Source organism: Prevotella marseillensis (genome assembly GCF_900625065.1).
Taxonomy (GTDB): Bacteria; Bacteroidota; Bacteroidia; order Bacteroidales; family Bacteroidaceae; genus Prevotella; species Prevotella rara.
The window spans coordinates 1,462,329-1,485,932 of sequence record NZ_UYXY01000001.1; the positions used below are offsets into that span (position 1 = coordinate 1,462,329).

Below are 23,604 nucleotides of genomic sequence, written 5' to 3' on the forward strand. Positions count from 1 at the left end.
GAAAAAACACATTTATAAATTAATAGGGGCATGCAAAAGTATGCCCCTATATTCTAAAAACACTAAATTTATGAACAAAGCAACAATCTTAGCAACCGCACTTTCAATTTGTTGTAGTTCGGTTAACGCACAAGAAAATGCGAGCTTCATCGGTAAAAGTAACATCACCTTGCAAAGTGATCTAATGACACCTGAGGCTCTGTGGGCAATGGGTCGAATCGGCACAGCACAGGCCTCGCCAGATGGAAAACACATTATCTACCAAGTAGGTTATTACAGTGTAAAACAAAACAAAGGCCATCAAGTAATCTACATTATGGATTCTGATGGAAAGAATAACAAAATGCTGACTACGTCTGCAAAAAGTGAGACGGATGCAGTATGGATAAAAGACGGTCAGAAAATTGCTTTTTTATGTGACGGCCAAATATGGGAAATGAATCCTGACGGAAGCGGCAGAAAGCAACTTACAAACGACAAAACAGGTATTGACGGATTTAAATTTTCTCCTGACGAAAAGTATGTTATACTTATCAAACAAATCCCATACCATGGAATTATAAAAGAAAAGCCGGAAGACTTACCTTTAACAACAGGAAGAGTCATCACAGATATGAATTACAGACACTGGGATGAATATGTTGAATCTATCCCCCACCCTTATCTGGCTGAAGTAACGTCAAACGGCATTGGAGAAGGCACTGATATAATGAAAGGTGAACCATACGAATGTCCTGTTAAGCCTTTCGGAGGTGCAGAGCAGCTAGCATGGAGCACTGACTCAAAAACAATTGCATATACTTCAAGAAAGAAGACCGGAATAAATTATGCAATTTCAACTGACACAGATATATATCTTTATAATATAGAGTCTAAACAGACTGTAAATATTTGCAAGCCTGCAAATTACAAAGAGCCTGAAATCAACATGACAAAGTCTATGAAAAACCAGGCTGTTAACTCTGAAGAAAATCTTAAAAACAACCCCGGATATGACGTAAATCCAAAATTCTCTCCCAACGGCCAATATGTCGCATGGTTAAGCATGGCACGCAACGGATATGAAAGCGACCGTAACAGACTTTGTGTCTATAACTTAAAAACTGGAGAAAAAACATATACAACAGAGTCATTCGACTCTAATGTCGATGATTTCTGCTGGTCTGCAGATTCAAAAACTTTATATTTCCTCGGCATTTGGCATGGTTGTGAGAACATATATCAGACCAATCTTAAGGGCAATGTAATGCAACTTACAGACGGTTGGAATGATTATGGCTCAGTTCAGATGCTTAATGACGGCAAAAAGCTGCTAGCAGAGAGACACAGTATGTCTCAAGCATCTGAGTTATACATCGTAACTCCTGGCAAAAAAGAAAAGACAGCAAAAGTTGAACAAATAACATTTGAAAATAAGCATCTGTATGATCAGATGACATTTGGCAAAATTCAGCAGCGCTGGACAAAGACAACAGATGGAAAAGACATGATGTATTGGATCATACTTCCGGCACACTTCGATGAAACAAAGAAGTATCCTACCCTACTGTTCTGCGAAGGCGGTCCGCAAAGCCCTGTTTCACAATTTTGGAGCTACCGATGGAACATGCAGATAATGGCAGCCAACGGTTATGTTGTAATAGCTCCGAACAGAAGAGGTCTGCCAGGCTTCGGCAGTGAATGGAATGAGGAAATTTCAGGCGACTGGACCGGCCAGTGCATGAATGACTATCTAAGTGCAATTGATGATGCATGCAAGAATCTCCCGTTCGTAGACAAGGATCGTCTCGGTGCTGTTGGTGCAAGCTTCGGAGGCTTCAGCGTATATTATCTTGCCGGACATCACAACAAGCGTTTCAAGTGTTTTATCGCTCATGACGGTGCTTTCAATCTAGAATCAATGTACACTGATACAGAAGAAGCTTGGTTCAGCAACTGGGAATATGATGATGCATTCTGGAACAAGGACATGACAGAAAATGCAAAGAGAACATATGCCAACTCACCACACAAGTTTGTAGACAAATGGGACACACCTATATTGTGTATTCACGGAGAAAAAGACTACCGTATCAATGCGAACCAAGGTATGGGTGCATTTAATGCTGCTCGCATGAGAGGTATTCCTGCTGAGCTTCTGCTTTTCCCCGATGAAAACCACTGGGTGCTGAAGCCACAAAATGGCGTACTTTGGCAAAGGACTTTCTTCAACTGGCTTGACCGCTGGCTGAAATAATTTAAACACCGAAATAATTAACAGTAAAAATAAAAGAAAACAATGACAGAAGCAATTCAAAGAAAGCTGAATGATTCAGCCGCAGCGCGCTGGACAGCTTTGGTGTTAATAGCATTGGCAATGTTTTTTGCCTATATGTTTGTTGACGTAATGTCGCCATTACAGTCGCTGATCGAATCAGAAAGAGGCTGGGACAGTGGAGTTTTCGGAACATACGCTGCTTCGGAATACATCCTTAACGTGTGTGGTTTTCTTATCCTTGCAGGTATCATCCTCGATAAGTGCGGAATAAGATTCACTGGTATATTGTCAACATCATTAATGGTTATAGGCGCCTCTATAAAATATATTGGTGTAAGCGACTGGTTCCAGGCAACAGCCATGTGCAGCTGGCTTGACTCATGGTGGACAACACTGCCCGGAAGTGCAAAAATGGCATCATTTGGTTTCATGGTGTTCGGCTGTGGCTGTGAGATGGCAGGTATAACAGTGTCAAAAGCAATAGCAAAATGGTTCAAGGGCAAAGAAATGGCCTTGGCAATGGGACTTGAAATGGCTATTGCACGTCTTGGCGTGTTTGCTGTATTCTCTGTTTCACCTAAAATTGCTACACAGTTCGACAACTCTGTTGTGGCACCGATAGCATTCTGTACCGTTCTTTTGATTATCGGCCTTATCAACTTTATTGTGTTCTCCGTAATGGACGCAAAACTGGACAAACAGCTTGGTGAAGCCAATTCAGACGAACCAACTGAAGAATTTAAAGTAAGCGACCTCGGACGTATATTCAGCAGCAAGATGTTCTGGATTGTAGCATTACTGTGTGTACTTTACTATTCTGCAATCTTCCCGTTCCAAAGATATGCAACAAACTATCTTGAAGTAACACTGCACATTGAGAAAGAAGCTGCAGCAGATTTGTTCAGATGGTTCCCGATTCTCGCAATGATACTGACTCCTGTGCTTGGTTCATTCCTTGACCACAAGGGAAAAGGCGCAACAATGCTTATGCTCGGTTCACTTATAATGATAGCATGCCACCTCAGCTTTGCATTCTTGTTGCCAATCTATCCCAACGAATGGTTCGCACTTCTCATTATAGTAATTCTCGGCGTTTCATTCTCTTTGGTTCCCGCAGCATTATGGCCAAGTGTTCCGAAGATTATAGACCCGGTAATTTTAGGAAGTGCATACTCTCTTATTTTCTGGATACAGAATATAGGTCTATGTTTCGTTCCCCTTATAATAGGTATGACTCTGAAAGCTACAGGCGGCTACTTGGTTCCGATGCTTATATTCGCATCATTAGGAGTACTGGCATTGATTCTAAGCTTCGCCCTTAAAGCTTTCGACAAGAAGAAAGGCTTCGGACTTGAAGAACCTAACATAAAAGAATAAGTTGCACATAATAATGTTATCAAGCAACTGAATGCTTAATATACATGAAAAAAGAATGCTGGATTTATTTCTTAAATCCAGCATTCTTTTTGTTTAAACACAACACACAATATTCGGACACATCAGAAAATCTTCACATATATGTACAAAGCCCAAACTTTATTACATCTAGTATACGATAAAACTGAATCAGTTAATATATGATTATCAACAGCAAATATCTTTCAATCTTAGAGTAAAAAATCAGGACAAAAATATTTTCCAATCTAGAAAATCAATATGTAATAAATTCTAAATTTACCTTATACATACGCGCAATTTATTAAACTTTATTTACACTATTCGAATTTAAGCATAAAAAATCAACCCATTTATGAGAATAAAACAATGATTATGAGCTATAAAATCAGGCAAATTGCAAGCTAAAACCACTGAGTTTGCAATGCTAAAGCATTGATTTTAGCATAAAAAGGAGTATCAATCGATGGTCTAAACGGCATAAAGTTCTATCAATCAGCGTATTACTGAAATTATAACATTTTACTACTTTTTGTCCAAAACACAAGACTCAATTACAAATAATTAAATCTGAGAGCGTCAAAATTCATTTAAAACAACAATACACAACAAAATATCCTTACAAAAAGGACATTATATAAAAACAAAAAGCATGACATAAAATTTTATGCCATGCCTATCGTTTAATATCTAATTCCGGACAGAACAAATAAGTTGATTACATTCATAAATAATCACTAACCTAAATCCCCGGATATAAAGTTCTTAACCTCACCCATGTTTATTGATCAATGAATCTGAAACAGATATAATCACAATAAACATAAATGCACCTTACCCGTTATATAATTAGAACGGTAAATCATCTTCACTCTCACCTTCTTGCTGCGGCGGGAAAGGAGCAGCCTCTGAATCCGGCTGAGTTTCTGCTGATACTGGAGCCTGAGGCGCAGCAACCGGAGCTGTATAAGGCATTCCCTGTGTAGCATTCATTTGTGCAGCAGCTGCATTCGGATCAATACGCTCCACTTTCCAAGCACGCAAAGAATTGAACCAACGGCCTTGATATTCGTGCGCATCAATATCAAAACTTACACGTAATTCCTCACCACTCTGAATATTGAACATTTGTATCTTGTCTGCACCGAAAACATTGAAGCAACATTTCTTTGGATAAGCCTCATGAGTCTCTATTACATAGTCTTGTGATTTCCACTGTGTTCCTCTGGCAGAAACGCCTTCTCTTGCAGGAAGAACAACTATAATTTTTCCTTCAATCTCCATTTCTTTATATATTATTTGTTTCTATTTTTTGAATTGCGAAATTACTAAAATACTCGTAAATAAAGAAATTTTTACACGTTTTTTTTGTTTTAGAGTTTGCTTTTTTGTATTTTTGTGTCCTATTAATTACGCAGATAAAACGAATAATAATATTAAATAATGAGACTTACAATATCAAGCACGGCTTTAGCCAGCCGCCTATCGGCTTTATCAAAAGTGTTCAGCAGTAAAAATTCATTGCCTATATTGGATTGCTACTTATTTGAGGTAAACGGCAATAATCTGACAATAACTGCATCAGACAGCGAAAACATTATGACAACGAACATACAACTCGACGAAACATGTGACAGCGGTGTGTTCGCAGTCAACAACCAAACCATTTTAGATGCCGTAAAGGAGCTACCGGAACAGCCACTGACACTGGATGTTGACATGACGACATTTGCAATAAAGGTGATATATCAGAATGGTGTATACAACTTTACAGGACAGAGCGGTGAAGAGTTTCCAAAGTTCCAGTCACTCCCCGAAAATGCGACGTCAATAATAATCGACTCTAAAACACTTAACAACGATATTTCACGCTCGATATTCGCAACCGCCAACGAAGAGCTGCGCCCGGTGATGAATGGTATCTTTTTCGACCTGAGCCAAGACACATTGGCAATAGTTGCCAGCGACGGACATAAACTCGTAAAGACAAAGAGCAAGAACATAAAGTCAGACAATCCTCTGTCATTCATCTTACCCAAGAAACCTGCAACATTATTAAAAAATGTGCTGCAGAAAAATGATGATGACATAATAATCAGATTTGATGACCGCAATGCAAACATCATATTCTCAGACGGAACGTTATCTTGCCGCCTGATTGAAGGACGCTACCCGAACTACAACTCCGTAATACCACAAGACAATCCTAACCAGCTTACGATAGACAGACTTGTACTTATAGGAGTTTTAAAGCGTGTTCTACCATTCGCAAGCGACAGCAGCCAACAGATAAGACTGCATATCGAAATGGGCAAAGTAGTTATATCATCAGAGGATGTTGACTTCTACACAAGCGCACAAGAAGAGATTGTATGCGACTACAACGGCAACATAATGGACATCGGCTTCAAGGGTACTTCACTGATGGAAATATTAAGCCATCTTGACTGTGAAGAGGTTGTATTAAAGCTGGCAGACCCAAGTCGCCCCTGCCTTATACTTCCGGCAGAACAGCCTGAAAATGAAGATATACTGATGCTTATCATGCCAATGTTATTAAACGATTAATCAGAAGAATGAAATTAAATCTTACAAAGCCCCTGATTGTCTTCGATCTGGAGACAACAGGGCTTGATCTTGTTAAAGACAGAATTATACAGATTTCTTATATTAAGGTATATCCTGACGGTAAGGAGGAACGCTCAAACCAGTTTGTAAACCCCGAAAGAAGTATTCCGCAGGAAGTTGTGGACATTACAGGCATTACAGATGCAGACGTAGCAAATGCTCCTACATTCAAGATGCTTGCAACAGATTTGGCAAACAAGTTTCAAGGATGTGACTTTGCCGGATTCAACTCAAACCATTTTGACGTGCCTATGCTTGCCGAGGAATTTCTGCGCGCAGGCATCGACTTTGACTTTTCAAAATGTAATCTGATTGACGTTCAGACAATATTCCACAAGATGGAACGCCGAAATCTGGCAGCAGCATATAAATTCTATTGCGGCAGAAAGATGGAAGACGACTTTGTGGCTCATAAAGCTGATCAGGATACTGAAGCTACATACAGAGTGCTGCAAGGAGAGCTCGACATGTATGCCCCCGGAAAACAGGAAGAGCCTGAACGTCAGCTAAATAACGACATGAACGAGCTTGCAGAATTCTCAAAGCTCAACAATAACGTTGATTTCGCCGGACGTATCATTTGGAAAGAAATGAAGGATGCCAACGGAAATGTCCTTACAGATTCTGACGGCAATCCACGTATGCAGGAAGTTTTCAATTTTGGCAAATACAAAGGATGGAGTGTTGCAGAAGTACTAAACCGCGACCCGGGATATTTCAGCTGGATGCTCAGCAGCGACTTCACATACAACACCAAACAAGTGCTTACACGAATACGCCTAAGAGAATTCAACAAGCGATAAACTCTAGGGTAAGAAATAAAATAACACAATACATATATAAAGACAACATGTTGAAAGGTAAGAAAATTGTACTTGGCATAACAGGCAGTATTGCAGCATATAAAGCATGCCTCATAATCAGAGGACTTATAAAACAAGGTGCTGAGGTGCAGACCGTTATAACTCCGGCAGGAAAGGAGTTCATAACACCAATAACATTATCAGCACTTACGCATAAGCCTGTCATCAGCGAATTTTTCTCTCAACGTGACGGCACATGGAACTCACACGTTGACATAGGTCTTTGGGCCGATGCTATGCTGATTGCTCCATGCACGGCAAGTACAATAGGAAAAATGGCCAACGGAATAGCAGACAACATGCTTATAACGACATACTTATCGATGAAAGCACCTGTGTTTGTCGCTCCGGCAATGGACCTTGACATGTTCGCACACCCTTCAACACAACAAAATATCAAGCGTCTGCAGTCATATGGCAATATCATCATTGAACCGCAAAGCGGCTTCCTTGCAAGCGGCCTGGAAGGCAAGGGAAGAATGGAGGAGCCGGAAGAAATTGTAAGATATCTTGATGAATTCTTTGATGAGAACAAAGATACGCTGAAGGGAAAAAAAATAATGATAACAGCCGGTCCGACTTATGAGAAGATAGACCCGGTAAGATTTATCGGCAACTACTCTAGCGGGAAAATGGGATTTGCCATGGCTGAAGAATGCCGCAGACGCGGTGCTGAGGTAACATTAATAAGCGGACCTGTTGGTATTGAATGCTCTAAAAAGATAAAACGCATCAATGTAGAAAGCTGTAACGAGATGTATAATGCAGCCGTCACAGAGTTTAAAGATTGCCACGCCGCAATATTGTGTGCAGCTGTAGCCGACTTTCGTCCTATATCTATCGCAGAAAATAAAATTAAGCGCGAAAAAGATAATCTTAACATACAGCTATGCCCAACAAATGACATTGCAGCAGAGCTAGGACGTATAAAGACTGATGAACAGATTTTAGTTGGCTTCGCATTGGAAACAAACAATGAAGAAATTAATGCCAAAAGTAAACTGGAAAGGAAGAATCTCGACTTTATCGTATTAAACTCAACGCGCAATGAAGGAACGACATTCCGCAGCAATGATAACCAAATTGAAATCATAACAAAGAATGAAATAAAAACATTTGAAAAGAAAAACAAAAAGTACGTTGCTGCAGATATCATTGATGAATTAACAAAACTTTTCACTGAAAAAAACAGGTCATAATCATAACAGGCAAAATGAGGTTGCTATTACTTATAATAAGTTGGTTGTTTATCACAGCAGGCACAAATGCTCAGGAGTTGCTGGCTAAAGTAACAATAAACCATAATCAGATTCAAGGCACTGATGCAAGTGTCTTCGACAATCTGCAGCAAACCCTGGAACAGTTTATCAATGACAAACAATGGACATCGTTGCAGTTTCAGAAAAATGAAAGAATAATATGCAACTTCAATATAACTGTGACGAAATACGACGCATCATCAAATTTATTTACATGTACGGCACTAATTCAAGCCAACAGGCCTGTATACAACTCAGCATATAATTCAACCTTATATAATAATAAAGACGGCGACTTTAACTTTGAATTTGCACAGTTTGACCAATTAAACTTCAACGAAGAACAGATAGACAACCAACTGACAGCACTTATTGCCTATTACGCATATCTGATCATAGGTATGAATCTTGACAGTTTCTCGCCTATGGGTGGCGAGGACATTCTGCAAAGATGTCTTAATCTTGTAAATAATGCACAGAATCTGAATTTTACAGGATGGAAGGCTTTTGAGAATGACAGAAACCGCTTTGCATTCATTAATGACTACATGGAAGGAGCGATGAAACCTTTCAGACAGCTGCAATATGACTATTACCGCAGCGGCCTTGACGAAATGGCCAACAATGTAGAAAGAGGAAGAACAAACATCACAACAACAATCGAGACAAATCTGAAAAAAGCACACGAAGACAAACCTTTGAGCACCTTGCCGCAAATATGGACGGACTACAAAAAAGATGAGTTGGCAAACATATATAACGGTAAAGGCACACAAAAAGAAAAAGAATCAGTTTATGAGATTCTATTTTCTATAAATGCTTCGCAAAACAGTTATTGGGAGAAAATAAAAAAATAAAAATAATATATTTCATTTCAATATAAAATGCTGAAACAGTTATATATTAGGAACTTTACGCTGATTGATACACTCGACATACATTTCAATCCTGGCTTTTCGGTCATTACAGGTGAAACAGGAGCTGGAAAAAGTATTATCTTAGGAGCTATAAATCTGCTTCTTGGACAGCGTGCAGACGTGAAAAGCATAAAATCAAATAGTTCAAAATGTGTTATTGAGGCTCATTTCGACATAAGCCGATATAACATGCAGGACTTTTTCACAGAAAACAATATCGACTTTGACGATACCGACTGTATATTAAGAAGAGAACTGAACTCATCAGGAAAGACACGTTCTTTCATTAATGACACCCCCGTTGCATTAAACCTAATGCGCACTTTGGGACAACAGCTTATAGACATACACAGTCAGCATCAAAACCTCTTGCTGAACGAAGAAGATTTCCAGCTAAACGTAGTCGACATTATAGCCAAGGACAGAGAACTCCTTATAAAATACAAGGAACATTTCAATGCGTATAAAGATGCAAAGAAAGCCGTAGACAGACTATGCAAAGAAATTGAAGAAAATAAAAAAAATGAAGACTACATCCGTTTTCAGCTAAAAGAGCTCACAGAAGCAGAACTGAAAGACGGCATGCAGGAAGAGCTCGAGCGGGAAAGCGAAAAATTAAGTCACGTAGAAGAGATAAAGACAGCGCTCTATTCAGCCGGAACTTCACTAAACTCATATGAATCAGACAATAATGTACTTGATAAAGTGAAGGAAGCATCGCGCTCCATTATCGGCATAACAAACATATATCCTGAAATCAGTTCTATTTCAGACAGGTTGGAAAGCTGTTTTATAGAACTGAAAGATATATCAGACGAAATAAATTCAGAAGCCGACAATATCGAATTCGATCCCTCAAGACTTGAACAGATAAACAGTCAGCTCGACAAAATCTATTCTCTTGAACAAAAATATCATGTGTCCAATATTGCAGATCTCATTAATATACAAAATAATCTGGAGAAACAGATAAGTAATATCGACAACAGTGATGAAGAGTTAGATAAGCTTAAATCAGAAGAAGCACGTTTACTTAAGGAGTGTGAAGCCATAGCATCTGAACTGACAGAAATAAGGACAAAAGCATCGAAAGTGATTGAGCAGGAAATGCGTAACAGGCTCATACCCTTAGGAATACCTAACGTAAGATTCTCTATAAAAATCGAAAACAAAAATATCAGTGAGGATGGCCACGACCGGATATCATTCTTATTCAGTGCCAATACCAGCACACCTGTACAACCTGTTGCACAGGTTGCATCCGGAGGTGAAATTGCAAGAGTTATGTTGTCACTTAAAGCAATGATAAGCGGTGCTGTGAAACTGCCTACAATAATATTCGATGAAATAGACACCGGAGTTAGCGGGAAAATTGCAGAAAAGATGGGTGATATAATGCAGGAAATGGGAAAAGCCAACCGTCAGGTCATAAGCATTACTCACCTGCCACAGATTGCAGCAAAAGGAACCACCCATTATAAAGTGTTTAAGGAAGAAACAGAACATGGCACGAGCAGTCGCATGCTCATTTTAAGCAAGGACGAACGCACAAAAGAAATCGCACAGATGCTCAGTGGCTCTGAAATTTCTGATGCAGCCATAAACAATGCCAAAGAATTATTAAAAACATTATAAACGATGAAACAGATAGGAGTTATTTTAACATTAATCATAGTTTGTGTATGCGGCAACAGCAAAGCACAGCCTTCAGCCGTAAAAAATGCGGCAAAATCCGTATTCAAACTAACAACATACAACGCAGATGGAACTGTTCTTTCAACAAGCCATGGTGTGTTTGTCGGCAATAATGGTGAAGCAATAAGTGACCTTAAGCCATTTATTGGAGCATCTAAAGCTATTGTTACAGACAGCAAAGGACGCAAAATGAATGTAGAAAGAATAATGGGCGTCAATGATATATATGACGTTGCAAAATTTAAGGTCAACGGCAAAACTATTCCACTGAATGTTGCACAATCTGCATCTGCTTCTGGCTCACAGGCATGGCTTGTATCATATGCAGAAAAATCACCGACAATAACAGCTGCAACTGTAAAAAACGTAGAAACGTTTATGGATAAATACTCATATTATATATTCTCACTTGCTGTTCCGGAAAACACAAATGCCTGCCCTTTTGTTAATTCTGAAGGACAAGTTATTGGAATAATGCAACCGTCTACGACATCAACAGATATACACGCAACAGACGCAAAGTTTATTACCGAACTGCAGACAACAGGACTTTCTGTTGAAGATGAAACCATGAAAAAGATAGGCATACCTCCATCATTGCCGACAGACAAGAGCCAGGCTCTTCTGACACTCATGATGGCGGCACAAGCGAATGACTCAATAAAACATGCGGCTATAGTCAGCGATTTCATAAACCAATACCCTACTTCTGTTGACGGCTATACAGCTCAAGCACAAATATATCTTGACGCAAATGACTTTGAAAGTGCTGAAAAAGAAATGGAAACGGCCATCAAGAAGGTTGAAAACAAAGATGAGGCTCACTATAATTACAGCAAAATAATATACAACAAAGAAGTTTATAAAAACGACATACCATACGCGGCCTGGAATCTGGACAAGGCTTTTGAGGAAATCAATAAAGCATATGCAATAAATCCTCAGCCATCATATCAGCACCAACAGGCACTCATAACATATGCAAAGGGCGAATATCAGAAAGCCTATGACATGTTTATGGACCTGACAAAGACATCAATAAGAAACCCGGAATTATTCTATAACGCATCACAATGCAAACAAATGCTTAAAGCCCCAATGAAAGAGGTTATAGCGCTGCTTGACAGTGCCATAACAACAACAGACACTTTAAGACTTAGAGAAGCAGCTCCGTATTTCTTGGCACGTGCAGAAGCTTATGTTACGACAGACAGCTTCAGACAAGCTGTTTTTGACTACACACGCTACGAAATTCTGGTAAACGGAAATGTAAATGCTAATTTCTATTATATACGTGAACAAGCAGAAGTAAAAGCAAAACTTTACCAACAAGCTTTGATAGATATATCAACAGCTATTATGCTTGCCCCGAAAGAACCAACATATTATGCAGAAAAAGCATCATTGGAACTAAGAGTAAACATGATGGATGACGCTATAAAAACTGCAACAAAATGTATTGAGCTTGCACCTGAATATGCAGACGGTTATCTGATATTAGGGTTAGCACAGATAAATAAAGGAGATAAGGCCAACGGAATGTCAAACTTAGAAAAGGCCAAAGAGCTGGGGCATGTTCAAGCACAAGCAATGATAGAAAAGTATTCTAAATAATCGGTGCTATTATAAATAACAAGAAATAAGAAGCGGCAGGTGAAATGATTCTCACCTGCCGCTTCACTTATTTTCAATTAAGACTTACTTAGCAATCAACTACTTCTTCGTCCTAATAATATCAAACAAATAAGTAAGCTTAACAATTATATTACCAAAGTTTGACTTGCCAAAATAATCTTTCTTTGAATCACCATAGATATTGCCCAGGCCATAATAATAACGTGCTTCCAACTGGAAATGACCAACTTTAGGATGAGAATACTCAACTCCAAGTCCGGCTGCTATACCATAGTCAAATTTATTCTCTACAGCCATTGTGTCTTGAGCAACCGTATGGTTAACACGATCATCAAGGTTTATGTCCTCAAAATTAAAATTCATCTTGGTTGATTCACTTAGACAGAAACCCAGCTGCGGACCTGCTTGAAAAAAGAACTGAAAGCCTTTATCCTCACGTCCCCACCCTAAATGAGCAAATATCGGTATCTGCACATAATTCATTGTTCGGCTATATTGCTCAGCCACACCTGTAACAGGGTTTATTACTGGAGCGTCATTTGCATCGAGTATTTCCTCCTTCCATCCAATCTGGGCGAAGTTTACTTCCGCCTGCAAAGCACAGATTGTACTGAAATACTTTTCACAAACATATCTAAAAGACACGCCCCCGGTAAAACCTCCATGATATGTCTGATTTACTTTCGGATTAAAACCGACATTACTCAAAACATATCCTCCGTTTACACCGATACTCATATCATTACGATACAATCCTATCTGGGCATATGCTCCAGACACCAACAAAGAAAACACAGCCGATATTAATAATCTACGCATCTTTTCTGTCAAAAATTGATAAGTGATATCGTATTATTACGATTGTAATGAACAAACATAAAGCCGGCATTCTGATATCCACCAGAACCAAGTTTGGTAAAATGCAATGGTGTTTGTACTGCATTTTTATCAGCAGTACTTCCATTAAACTTCTTTCCATTGTTATATATACCACGCAGGAAGAACATGCCATGATCATAACCAGTAAGGGCAAAACGTGGCAGATAATCCATCATACTGCTCTTAAACCAACGCATATATCTGTTTTCCAAAGTCTTTACCTTGGTTGAATAAGAGTTGTAATATGCTGCCGTCGGGATATATGTATCATACTTAAAAAACTTTTCCTGGTTGTATTTCACATACATCAGCCATTCTGTATATCCAAACAATGAAACTGCCAACGAAGGATGCTCACCCGTAAGTGCATCCAACCTTTCCAAAACCTGATTTAGTTCAGGTGAACGTCCTGTATTCAATATTACCATATTTGGTTTTACTGCACTGAATGATTTGGCAAACATTGCATCGCTGGAATTCAAATTTGTCACATTACATGAAATGTTCCTAGCTTCAAGTTCTTTACGCAGTCCGAATGTAAATACGCCCTTATCACTTGTGCGGTCGTTACAGTCGATAACAACAACATGATAGTTACTAAAACGATATACGAAATGCTTAATAACTTCATTATAAAAATATTCAGGAGACTGATAAACCTGAAAAATGTTAGAATTTGATGCGACATCATTGCCATTAATAGAAAATGGTATAACCAGCTTTGACCCATTATCCTTGGCAAAATCGGCTATAGGCTTTACCTGTTTCGTATAAAGCGGTCCAAAAATGACATCAGCCTTATTAAGTCCTGCCGTAGATAATGTTTGATAAACGTTTCCATCTATCGGCAAATTGCACGCATTAATTTCTATCGACAATCCTTCCTTCTTCAAGTCATCACAAGCCATAAGCAGGCCACGATAATATTCCAACATACGACGTCCATCACCATCAACATTGTGCAGCGGCAACAATACTCCAACTTTGACAGACTTTGATGATGTCTTTATGGCCTTATCAGATGTATTTACAGACTTAGAAACTACCGACTTACCAGACTTTGGTATAATGATATAATCACCTTTTTTAAGCTCGTAATTCGGATCATTCATTTCCGGATTAGCCTTAATAAGTTCACTCACCGTAATGCCATATTTACGGGCAATTCCAAAAATTGTTTCACTACGTTTAACCTTGTGCATATCCTGCACGTCCTTGTTTTGTGCAAACATATCGAATGCTGCAAAAAAAACTAGAAACAGCACGATATATCGTGAAAAATGCCTCATATTTATTTAATTTGGTATCTTATTTAACCCAATGTTGATAAAGACTAAACACCAATGCCACTACCAAGCAGACATATATAATTGGTCATGCCGTGCAAAGCCTTACCAAACTTTTGTGTGCAAAAATACAAAAAAAGAGCGTCTAAATCAACTTTATTACGTAAATTTGCATAAATATATTTTGAAGAAATGAGAATCATACTTTTATTCAGTTGCGTAGCAACACTCATAACTGCCATAAACATAAAGGCAGACACTTACGACGAAATACCGACAATCAGCCCTACAGCCACTTATGTAACTGATGAAGGAGAAGAGGAAAACTCTAATATGTCCGGAAATGCTCCACTAGTAGGGCGCTTTCAGGCTAATCCACAAAATGTAGGTGAATACAGTGCCAATTATGAATGGAGGTTCACCATTGACGGAGAAAGTACACCATATCTGACAAGATATGAGGAAAACACTGAATATACTTTTACAAAAGCAGGCACTCACAATATCGTAGTATATGCAACCTTCATCAATGGAAATGACACAATAGCATATACTCAAGAATATTGGGATGAAATAGGGCCAATGCGCGTTACGATAAGCGAAAGCAAACTAGAAATGCCAAATGCATTTTCACCTAACGGAGACGGCATAAATGATATATATAAGGCCAAAGACGGATATCAGTCTATTATTGAATTCCATGCATACATATTTAACCGCTGGGGACAAAAGCTGTATGAATGGGACGATCCTGCCGGAGGATGGGACGGAAAATATAATGGGAAAGACGTAAAACAGGGTGTCTACTTTGTTTTAGTAAAAGCAAAAGGAGCTGACGGACGCACATTTAATATAAGAAGAGACGTCAATTTGTTACGTGGATACACAGAAGAATCAGGAACATCAACAACAGAATAAAGTATCCAGAATTGTACATCAAAGAGTCAAATTAGAAATGGATAGAGAAGATGAAAAGATAAACGTGTGGGGAGCACGCGTACACAATCTTAAAAACATAAACGTAGAAATTCCGCGTAATAGTCTTACTGTTATAACCGGACTTAGCGGTTCAGGCAAGTCATCACTTGCCTTCGACACCATATACGCAGAAGGCCAAAGACGGTATATCGAAACGTTTTCTGCCTATGCACGCAACTTCCTTGGCGGAATGGAACGTCCTGACGTTGACAAAATTACTGGATTAAGTCCGGTAATAAGCATCGAGCAGAAAACTACAAACAAGAACCCAAGATCTACTGTAGGAACGACAACAGAAATATATGACTATCTGCGCCTGCTGTACGCACGTGCAGGTATTGCATACAGTTATGCAACGGGTGAAGAAATGGTGAAATATACGGAAGAAGACGTACTGAAGATGATCCATACAAAATACGACGGAAAGAAGATTTTTATATTGGCTCCTCTTGTACGCAACCGTAAAGGTCACTATCGCGAACTGTTTGAAAGCATGCGCAAAAAAGGATACTTGCATATCAGAGTAGATGGTGAGGTGAAAGAAATTGTCAGAGGAATGAAAACTGACAGGTACAAGAACCACAACATCGAGGTTGTCATAGACAAACTGCAAGTACAGGACAAAGACGACGAACGGCTGAAAAAGAGCGTTGCAGCAGCAATGAAGCAAGGCGATGGGCTGCTCATGATTATGGAAAAAGACACAAATGAAGCAAAATATTACAGCAAAAGGCTAATGTGTCCCACTACAGGTATGTCCTACGGAGATCCAGCCCCTAATAAATTCTCATTCAACTCACCCGAAGGCGCATGCCCGCGCTGCAAAGGGCTCGGATATGTAAACGAGATTGACATCAATAAAATTATGCCGGACATGAAGCTGTCAATAAAACAAGGAGGCATAATTCCGCTAGGAAAGTATAAAAACCAAATGATATTCTGGCAAATTGATGCAATTCTTGAGAAATACGGCTGCGACCTTAACACGCCAATAAATGAGATTCAAGAAGAAGCCATGAACGAGATATTATATGGCTCACTAGAACCCGTACGCATAAGAAAAGAACTTGTCCATACATCAAGCGACTATTTCGTTGACTTCGACGGCATTATAAAATATCTTCACAATGTCATCGAAAATGACGACAGCGCAAGCGGTCAGAAATGGGCCGATCAGTTTCAGACGGTATGCCAATGTCCAGAATGCAACGGACAAAGACTAAAACGCGAGTCGCTTTCATACAAAATATGGGACAAGAATATATCTGAAGTGGCAAACCTTGACATAAGTGAACTCAAAGAATGGCTTATCGAAGCAAAAAAGCATCTGAACGAAAGACAAACAAAAATTGCCTCGGAAATCATTAAAGAAATTATAACAAGAATCGACTTCATGCTTGAAGTTGGACTCGACTATTTGTCACTCAATAGACAATCAGCAACGCTTTCCGGTGGAGAGAGCCAGCGAATAAGACTGGCAACACAAATCGGGTCGCAACTTGTGAACGTACTTTACATATTGGACGAACCTAGTATTGGATTGCACCAACGTGATAATGACAGACTTATAAAATCACTGAAAGAACTACGCGACCTTGGCAATACTGTTATTGTTGTTGAACACGACAAAGACATGATGCTCAGTGCAGACTATATTGTAGACATAGGTCCAAAGGCAGGACGCAAAGGCGGAGAGGTTGTATTTCAGGGTAAGCCTGATGAAATGCTGAAACAGCACACCATTACCAGCCAATATCTCAATGGAGAGATGAAAATAGAAGTTCCTGCCGAAAGACGTAAAGGCAACGGAAAATATATAATATTAAAAGGTGCATCAGGAAACAACCTTAAGAATGTTGATGTCGAGTTTCCTCTCGGCAAACTCATTGTCGTTACCGGAGTGAGCGGAAGCGGCAAATCAACATTAATTAATGAAACGTTGCAACCTATACTGAGCCAACACTTCTATCGTTCGCTCAAAAAGCCGATGCCATACAAGAGCATTGAAGGCATTGAGCATATAGATAAGGTGGTAAATGTAGACCAAAGTCCGCTCGGAAGGACACCACGTTCAAACCCGGCAACATATACAGGTGTGTTTAGTGACATACGCTCACTTTTCGTAAATCTTCCTGAAGCAAAGATAAGAGGCTACAAGCCTGGCCGATTCTCATTTAACGTAAAAGGCGGTAGATGTGAAGCCTGTGGCGGCAACGGATATAAGACAATAGAAATGAGATTTCTGCCGGACATAATGGTACCATGTGAAGTATGCCACGGAAAACGATACAACAGGGAAACCCTTGAAGTGAGATATAAAGGCAAGAGCATAGCTGACGTACTTGACATGACCATAAATCAAGCTGTAGAATTCTTCGAAAACATTCCTGATATTTTACGAAAAATAAAAACAATACAGGATGTAGGACTTGGGTACATTAAACTAGGACAGCCCTCAACGACGCTTAGCGGAGGTGAAAGCCAACGAGTGAAACTTGCAACAGAATTGAGCAAACGCGACACGGGCAAAACGCTATATATCCTTGATGAACCAACAACAGGTCTGCATTTTGAAGATATACGCATACTGATGAACGTACTTCAGGAGCTGGTCGACCGCGGCAACACAGTCATTATTATTGAGCACAACCTTGACGTAATAAAGCTGGCTGACTATATAATAGATATGGGACCAGAAGGTGGACGCAACGGAGGTACTGTATTGGCTACAGGCACACCGGAAGAAGTGGCAGAAAGTACGAAAGGCTTTACTCCTCGATTCTTAAAGAAAGAGCTGCAGGCATAATAGAATTAAACATAAGGCAAGTCTGTCAATATATAATGATTTTACATTTTAATATTGAAAGACTTGCTCTTTTTATTTAAAAGAACATGTATTTTTGAGGCATTGCCAATACGCTGTCAGCCATTGCCAAACTATTACAATCTGCATCATTATTTACGAGCAATACTTAATAAAGGAAAAGACACATATCTTTAGTCCAAAATTGTTCATTATTAAAATGCCTCATTACAAGGCCTGAAGAGTATTCGTAAACTACTGATAATCAGCGACAAATAACGTTCATTACAAAACATGGCTTTTTAGGATGCAAAAGGCCATGTTTTATATTATAAAACGCCACATATCATAAGGTAAAAAAGAACATATCAAAAAATCATACTGCATCAGTAGCAATAAATATCGCATACGCATAAATTAAAAAACCGCACAACACACCATATGGTATTATTGCGCGGTACACTAACAATCCTATGTATTTTATTCTATAAAATCAGAAATTTAATCAGAATCTTGTCATTACTTCAATTACAATTTTATCACGTTCTGATGGTTTAGCAACAGCTCCAGAACGGTAGAAATACTTCTCATAGTTGAGACGAATATCTGAAATAAACGGCTTAGCTATACTAAAGGTAAGTCCGCCTGTAATTCTTGAGCGCTGATAGTCGTTTATCATCAATGATCCTTCTGTATTCTCCTCACCGTCAAGATACCGCATACCATCACTATGATCACTCATATAATCATAACGCAAAAGTGGCGAAATCTTTGTAAAGAAACACTTGCGTAACGGAATATCATAGTTAACAAACGCATCAAATGCATGCACGTTCTTAAAGGCATTATCCTCATAATGCTTAAAAAGATATTCTGCCTCAATATGCCAGCCATGTGCATGATAATATGCACCTGCATCATACATCATAACTGAAATATGGTCAGGACGGATTTTCTGCGTACTAAGAGTAATATTAAAGCCATTAGGAATAAAGATTTGAGCCTTAGCTGAAAAATTAATATTGTTTGTCCAGAAATCCTTCTGATTCGTTAATCCAGAGCCGTTAAACATTCCGGCCTGAAGAATAATTGGAATCCCGACATTAAACGAATAGCCTAAAGTTGCACCAACATCACGCACATTACCTACCTGCTTAGCAATAAAAGATCGGTTAGCAAAATACTGCTGATGAGGAGAACGATGGGCATCAATTGTAAATGGCACACGCATCTGTCCTATAGTAAAATCAAATCCTCTAACAGGCTTGATTTTTGTATATGCATCAAGCATCTTTATCTGCCCTTCATCCGACAAGTCGATTTCTGCTTTATATTCAACAGCTTTTGCCACTTTTCCTTCAAGACTGACACGCGCGTTTCTAACTTGAAAACGTCCGTCTCCTTCTTCCGTCTGATATTCATACTTTCCGCGTATGGTGCCGTGCACCTTCGGAGTAAGGTCGACCTTATCTTCTTCTTGAGCGTGTAATGGCAAACCAACACACAAAGCCAACAATGGCAAAATCAGTTTCTTATTATTCATACAATTACTTATTTTTTTGCAAAATTAAGCATTATGTGTTACAAAAATATTACATAGCAATTAAAACGCTTGTAACATCCTATGCCATACATCAAAACGAATTATAAAATCAACTAAACACAGCAAATAATATTCTGTAAAAACAGTATATTCTCTTATTTAATTTCCTTTCATTATACCTGTATCATTATCTTTTTTATTAACTGTATACTTCGGACTTTCATATTTACGGCCTTTTGAGAAACGCCAGCTTAAATTAAAAGTTAGCATATTTCCCATATCACCATTAATAAGCTTTTGCGTCTTTCCAACATATCTGTTAAGCAAATATGCTTTATTAGAAAGCATATCGTTCTGAAAACCATTCTGCCAGATTAATGAAAAGATGAAATCTTTATACTTATATGATGCGACAAGACTGTAAGTACAAATATTTGTAGTACGGTTTTCGCCCTCAAGAAAACTCCATCCGTTACTTGCATCAGCAGAAAACGTAAAATCACCCAAATATGCAGTAGCCCTGAATGCACCATTAAACGAAGAATAATGATGTTTGTATGTATTTCCATAATTGAAGAAACGGAAAAAGCCACCTGTTGCAGCAAACGTAAGTTTGTCAGAAACAATAGCAAAACGAGTATAGCCATTGACATAAAACATAGAAATCCGGCGCTGATTCTCACGGGTAAAAATAAAATTTGTGTTTCCGCTTTCATCAATCTCTCTATTAATCTGAGACATAACGCAATGATAATTATTACGATACGACGTTTCTATTTCTGCATAAAACGAGGGCAATTGGCACGACAAGGTAAACGACTGCTCCAATACACGTGCAGGAAACAACGCAGAATTACCTCGGGATACTTCTAGTTCATTATTTCTCACATCAACATCTCCCAAATATTCAAGGCGTGGAGGATTCTGATACATACGTAGATAATACCTTAATTTAAATTTTTCCAGAAACTGATAAGCAAGAGAAAGCTCCGGACGCCAAAGCCAATATTCATAAGCATCATTAGCCTGATGATAATACAGACGACTTACCCCTGCACCAAAGGTATATTCTAATGCCGCCAAATTACCTTTTATCTGCGCATAAGCATAGACTTGTGAATTACGTATAGTATTTATAGCTTCTGCATCCCCAAGATATTTATTACTAATATATTTCTGAAAATATTGTATACCCGATGAAAAAGTCAGCAGACGCATTCTGTTTTCATATATACCTTCAGCAAAAAGCGACCAGCTGTCACCATCAGAAGTATAGCTATAAGGTGATTTCCCTTCATAGCTCCATGAATAAGAAGCGTCGCTATATGTCCCTGTTGCATTTATTGTTACAGACTGATTTCGGCCTATATTCTGATTATAATAAAGATCCAAAACAGGAGAAAAAGATTTGTCAGACGAATTTATCCCGACAGTATCACATTCTTGATTTACAATATTTTCCCTTAAAGTATAATCATCAGGACAATTCGATAAATCTGTGCCGAGTGTAGCCTGAAAGACATATCGCCCTGTCTCTGAAAAAGAATATTTTAATTGTAAATTATGACATATATTTTTTAGTCTGCGTTCCTTATCTCTTCGCGTTATATAATAAAAAGAATTATCAGGCATAAGATATTGGGCCGTTTCTTCATAACGTAACTTTCGTTTGTCTGAAAAATCCAGCCAATAACTCAAAGATATTTCACTCTTTCCAAAATTAAACTTTGCGAACAAATTATCCGAACAATTAAGATATGTCATAGTATGTGTCAGGTCAGCTCCTATGACATAACCACTAACAGCTTTTTTCACAATTATATTAATTACAAAACCCACGTTCTGACCATATCTTGCTCCTGGATTTCTTATATATTCAACATATTTCACAGCACTTAAATCTATTGATGACAAATCGTTTGCAGTTGCTTCAATATCGTTAATACGCACCTGAACGGCTCCCATATTATTAGGTGCCGAAATAGTATGTGCCACTTCATCAACAGAAATAAGTGGTAATGCTAACTTTGACAACAAGCCATAAGCCGTTGAAGAATTTTCTTTTTGTTTATCTGTAGGAAAAATTCTTAGTGTCCCATTAGTATTTACAACACGAGAACTTTTTACAACGACCTCATTCAAAATTAAAGAATCAGATACAGCGTTGTCTTTATCATGACCATACTTATGACAACTGATATCTTTGTCTGCAACAACACATTTCGTTTTAACACTGTCTTTCTTTGCTTCTTTATAACTTTGAGCCATTGAAAAACATGAAAACATTAATAAAACTACAGATAATAACGTCTTTTTCATCTTTAAGCTTTTTCGCACAAAGATAAATCAGACGTTAGACAAAAGAATATTTTTTACACTGACAACTTACTGACATTTACCTGACAGTTTATGCATCAGGACATCAGCATTCTGTAATAAGCTATTAATCAATGAACTACATCAAGTTAAAAGATAAAATAAAAACTTCTATAACACACACTTTAGTCATCAACGCGCAACTTATATGCGCGTCCGCGTTCTACTTCTATTTTCAAATTACTGTTAGCCTCAACAACAGGCTTCAGTCTTTTAATCATTGTATAAAGTGTTTCGTTTGCATTATCTTTACCTGGCCACAGAGTATTACATATATCTGTTTTCATAAGGCGATGTCCTTCAGCCTTAAAAAACATCTGCATCAGTTCAAATTGCATCGGTGTCAAGTTAATCTCTCTGTTATCTGCACCATAAAATGTTTCCAACTGCTTATTATACAACATATTGCCTACTGATATAATACAAGAGTCGTCATTTCTAGCACAAACGCATGCTGTATCATTACTTTCAGCAAAAGATGCACTATACAAAAGCTCTTTCTTCTTAAAACAAAAATAAGTAATGCTGCCCCAAATCAAAGATAAAAGCATTAAGGTTATCGGCAGTTTCTGATCAGAAAGACTCAATACCATGAAAAAAGAACACTCTGCATAACCGCGCATGGCAACTGATCCGTTACAGTATTTCAACGAAGCAGGATTTAATATTATTGTATCACTGCATATCCCATTCGGAATATATTTTGAGTTATGCGCAACGAAATTTTCAGGCACTATGTCGAACGATATATATGCCCTGTTGCGTAATTCAGGTATAGAAAGTCGTTTATTGAAAAGTTCATCATTAATCAATAATGCCACATGACCAGATGTCGTATTCTGTAACTGTTTATACGCCTTTATTGTATCTGTTGCCAACCATGCGCCACCATTTACAGCAATGGTATGAGCTAAGGCTTGATTCAAATCATCCTTAATCAAGTTTTCTGTACTAAGATATCTGTCCGTTCCGGTTACAACAGATGACAGCAACAATACAAAGAATACTACAATAGAGAAATATGACTTCATAACCCAAATTATTATAACTTATGCCTCTTAATACAAAAATACAACAGTCTGGCAATGAC

At 38.4% G+C, this 23,604-nt stretch carries 16 protein-coding genes; 10 read left to right on the forward strand and 6 right to left on the reverse strand.

Annotated elements, in window-relative coordinates; translation table 11 throughout:
• Positions 1 to 70 precede the first annotated feature (70 nt).
• Together dpp5 and EJL04_RS06155 are read left to right on the forward strand one after the other, a co-directional pair.
• Positions 71 to 2,236: a dipeptidyl-peptidase Dpp5 gene (gene dpp5 / locus EJL04_RS06150; protein WP_125104395.1), complete on the forward strand. Its 2,166-nt coding sequence runs from the start codon at positions 71 to 73 to the stop codon at positions 2,234 to 2,236.
• 42 nt (positions 2,237 to 2,278) lie between these two features.
• Positions 2,279 to 3,634 carry an MFS transporter gene (locus EJL04_RS06155; RefSeq protein WP_021854610.1) on the forward strand — a complete coding sequence of 452 codons (1,356 nt, stop codon included), beginning with the start codon at positions 2,279 to 2,281 and terminating at the stop codon, positions 3,632 to 3,634.
• An 867-nt stretch (positions 3,635 to 4,501) separates the two neighbouring features.
• Here EJL04_RS06155 and EJL04_RS06160 read toward each other — a convergent pair.
• Positions 4,502 to 4,936, reverse strand: coding sequence for a DUF3127 domain-containing protein (locus tag EJL04_RS06160; RefSeq protein ID WP_125104396.1), 435 nt, complete (start codon positions 4,934 to 4,936; stop codon positions 4,502 to 4,504).
• Positions 4,937 to 5,095: 159 nt separating this feature from the next.
• Here EJL04_RS06160 and dnaN point away from each other — a divergent pair, with 159 nt between their 5' ends.
• From dnaN to EJL04_RS06190, 6 genes are read left to right on the forward strand one after another with little or no spacing between them, the layout of a single operon-like run.
• Positions 5,096 to 6,220: a DNA polymerase III subunit beta gene (gene dnaN, locus EJL04_RS06165; protein WP_021854612.1), complete on the forward strand. Its 1,125-nt coding sequence runs from the start codon at positions 5,096 to 5,098 to the stop codon at positions 6,218 to 6,220.
• An 8-nt stretch (positions 6,221 to 6,228) separates the two neighbouring features.
• A complete protein-coding gene (locus tag EJL04_RS06170; protein WP_053398100.1) occupies positions 6,229 to 7,083 on the forward strand; it encodes a 3'-5' exonuclease in 855 nt (284 codons plus the stop codon).
• A 47-nt stretch (positions 7,084 to 7,130) separates the two neighbouring features.
• Positions 7,131 to 8,342: a bifunctional phosphopantothenoylcysteine decarboxylase/phosphopantothenate--cysteine ligase CoaBC gene (gene coaBC, locus EJL04_RS06175; RefSeq protein WP_125104397.1), complete on the forward strand. Its 1,212-nt coding sequence runs from the start codon at positions 7,131 to 7,133 to the stop codon at positions 8,340 to 8,342.
• Between the two features lie 14 nt (positions 8,343 to 8,356).
• On the forward strand, positions 8,357 to 9,259 hold the full coding sequence (porD, locus tag EJL04_RS06180) for a type IX secretion system protein PorD (RefSeq protein WP_021854615.1): 903 nt from the start codon (positions 8,357 to 8,359) through the stop codon (positions 9,257 to 9,259).
• 27 nt (positions 9,260 to 9,286) lie between these two features.
• Positions 9,287 to 10,954, forward strand: coding sequence for a DNA repair protein RecN (gene recN / locus EJL04_RS06185; protein WP_125104398.1), 1,668 nt, complete (start codon positions 9,287 to 9,289; stop codon positions 10,952 to 10,954).
• Between the two features lie 3 nt (positions 10,955 to 10,957).
• Positions 10,958 to 12,628 carry a tetratricopeptide repeat protein gene (locus EJL04_RS06190; protein WP_125104399.1) on the forward strand — a complete coding sequence of 557 codons (1,671 nt, stop codon included), beginning with the start codon at positions 10,958 to 10,960 and terminating at the stop codon, positions 12,626 to 12,628.
• A 99-nt stretch (positions 12,629 to 12,727) separates the two neighbouring features.
• Here EJL04_RS06190 and EJL04_RS06195 read toward each other — a convergent pair whose 3' ends face one another.
• Together EJL04_RS06195 and EJL04_RS06200 are read right to left on the reverse strand one after the other, a co-directional pair.
• Positions 12,728 to 13,468, reverse strand: a complete 741-nt coding sequence (locus tag EJL04_RS06195; protein WP_021854618.1) for a porin family protein — start codon at positions 13,466 to 13,468, stop codon at positions 12,728 to 12,730.
• 8 nt (positions 13,469 to 13,476) lie between these two features.
• Positions 13,477 to 14,730 (reverse strand): amino acid ABC transporter substrate-binding protein, encoded by a 1,254-nt coding sequence (locus EJL04_RS06200; protein WP_241209949.1) that lies wholly within the window; start codon positions 14,728 to 14,730, stop codon positions 13,477 to 13,479.
• A 276-nt stretch (positions 14,731 to 15,006) separates the two neighbouring features.
• Between EJL04_RS06200 and EJL04_RS06205 the strand changes: the two genes are divergently transcribed.
• Together EJL04_RS06205 and uvrA are read left to right on the forward strand one after the other, a co-directional pair.
• A complete protein-coding gene (locus EJL04_RS06205; RefSeq protein ID WP_021854620.1) occupies positions 15,007 to 15,732 on the forward strand; it encodes a T9SS type B sorting domain-containing protein in 726 nt (241 codons plus the stop codon).
• A gap of 37 nt (positions 15,733 to 15,769) precedes the next feature.
• Complete coding sequence (gene uvrA, locus EJL04_RS06210) at positions 15,770 to 18,598, forward strand: excinuclease ABC subunit UvrA (protein WP_125104401.1); 2,829 nt, start codon at positions 15,770 to 15,772, stop codon at positions 18,596 to 18,598.
• A 502-nt stretch (positions 18,599 to 19,100) separates the two neighbouring features.
• Here the strand turns inward: uvrA and EJL04_RS06215 are convergent.
• The 3 genes from EJL04_RS06215 to EJL04_RS06225 all read right to left on the reverse strand — a co-directional run bounded on the left by EJL04_RS06215 (position 19,101) and on the right by EJL04_RS06225 (position 23,545).
• On the reverse strand, positions 19,101 to 20,138 hold the full coding sequence (locus tag EJL04_RS06215; RefSeq protein ID WP_021854622.1) for a porin: 1,038 nt from the start codon (positions 20,136 to 20,138) through the stop codon (positions 19,101 to 19,103).
• Between the two features lie 159 nt (positions 20,139 to 20,297).
• Complete coding sequence (locus EJL04_RS06220; RefSeq protein WP_125104402.1) at positions 20,298 to 22,457, reverse strand: TonB-dependent receptor; 2,160 nt, start codon at positions 22,455 to 22,457, stop codon at positions 20,298 to 20,300.
• 182 nt (positions 22,458 to 22,639) lie between these two features.
• Positions 22,640 to 23,545 carry a helix-turn-helix domain-containing protein gene (locus EJL04_RS06225; protein WP_125104403.1) on the reverse strand — a complete coding sequence of 302 codons (906 nt, stop codon included), beginning with the start codon at positions 23,543 to 23,545 and terminating at the stop codon, positions 22,640 to 22,642.
• Positions 23,546 to 23,604 lie beyond the last annotated feature (59 nt).

Bases quoted from the DNA above. Each gene is read 5' to 3' on its own strand.
- EJL04_RS06195 (WP_021854618.1), bottom strand. From the start codon at position 13,468: ATGCGTAGATTATTAATATCGGCTGTGTTTTCTTTGTTGGTGTCTGGA.
- EJL04_RS06170 (WP_053398100.1), top strand. From the start codon at position 6,229: ATGAAATTAAATCTTACAAAGCCCCTGATTGTCTTCGATCTGGAGACA.
- dnaN (WP_021854612.1), top strand. From the start codon at position 5,096: ATGAGACTTACAATATCAAGCACGGCTTTAGCCAGCCGCCTATCGGCT.
- EJL04_RS06205 (WP_021854620.1), top strand. From the start codon at position 15,007: ATGAGAATCATACTTTTATTCAGTTGCGTAGCAACACTCATAACTGCC.
- EJL04_RS06225 (WP_125104403.1), bottom strand. From the start codon at position 23,545: ATGAAGTCATATTTCTCTATTGTAGTATTCTTTGTATTGTTGCTGTCA.
- coaBC (WP_125104397.1), top strand. From the start codon at position 7,131: ATGTTGAAAGGTAAGAAAATTGTACTTGGCATAACAGGCAGTATTGCA.
- dpp5 (WP_125104395.1), top strand. From the start codon at position 71: ATGAACAAAGCAACAATCTTAGCAACCGCACTTTCAATTTGTTGTAGT.
- porD (WP_021854615.1), top strand. From the start codon at position 8,357: ATGAGGTTGCTATTACTTATAATAAGTTGGTTGTTTATCACAGCAGGC.
- uvrA (WP_125104401.1), top strand. From the start codon at position 15,770: ATGGATAGAGAAGATGAAAAGATAAACGTGTGGGGAGCACGCGTACAC.
- EJL04_RS06215 (WP_021854622.1), bottom strand. From the start codon at position 20,138: ATGAATAATAAGAAACTGATTTTGCCATTGTTGGCTTTGTGTGTTGGT.
- EJL04_RS06190 (WP_125104399.1), top strand. From the start codon at position 10,958: ATGAAACAGATAGGAGTTATTTTAACATTAATCATAGTTTGTGTATGC.
- EJL04_RS06160 (WP_125104396.1), bottom strand. From the start codon at position 4,936: ATGGAGATTGAAGGAAAAATTATAGTTGTTCTTCCTGCAAGAGAAGGC.
- recN (WP_125104398.1), top strand. From the start codon at position 9,287: ATGCTGAAACAGTTATATATTAGGAACTTTACGCTGATTGATACACTC.
- EJL04_RS06200 (WP_241209949.1), bottom strand. From the start codon at position 14,730: ATGCACAAGGTTAAACGTAGTGAAACAATTTTTGGAATTGCCCGTAAA.
- EJL04_RS06155 (WP_021854610.1), top strand. From the start codon at position 2,279: ATGACAGAAGCAATTCAAAGAAAGCTGAATGATTCAGCCGCAGCGCGC.
- EJL04_RS06220 (WP_125104402.1), bottom strand. From the start codon at position 22,457: ATGAAAAAGACGTTATTATCTGTAGTTTTATTAATGTTTTCATGTTTT.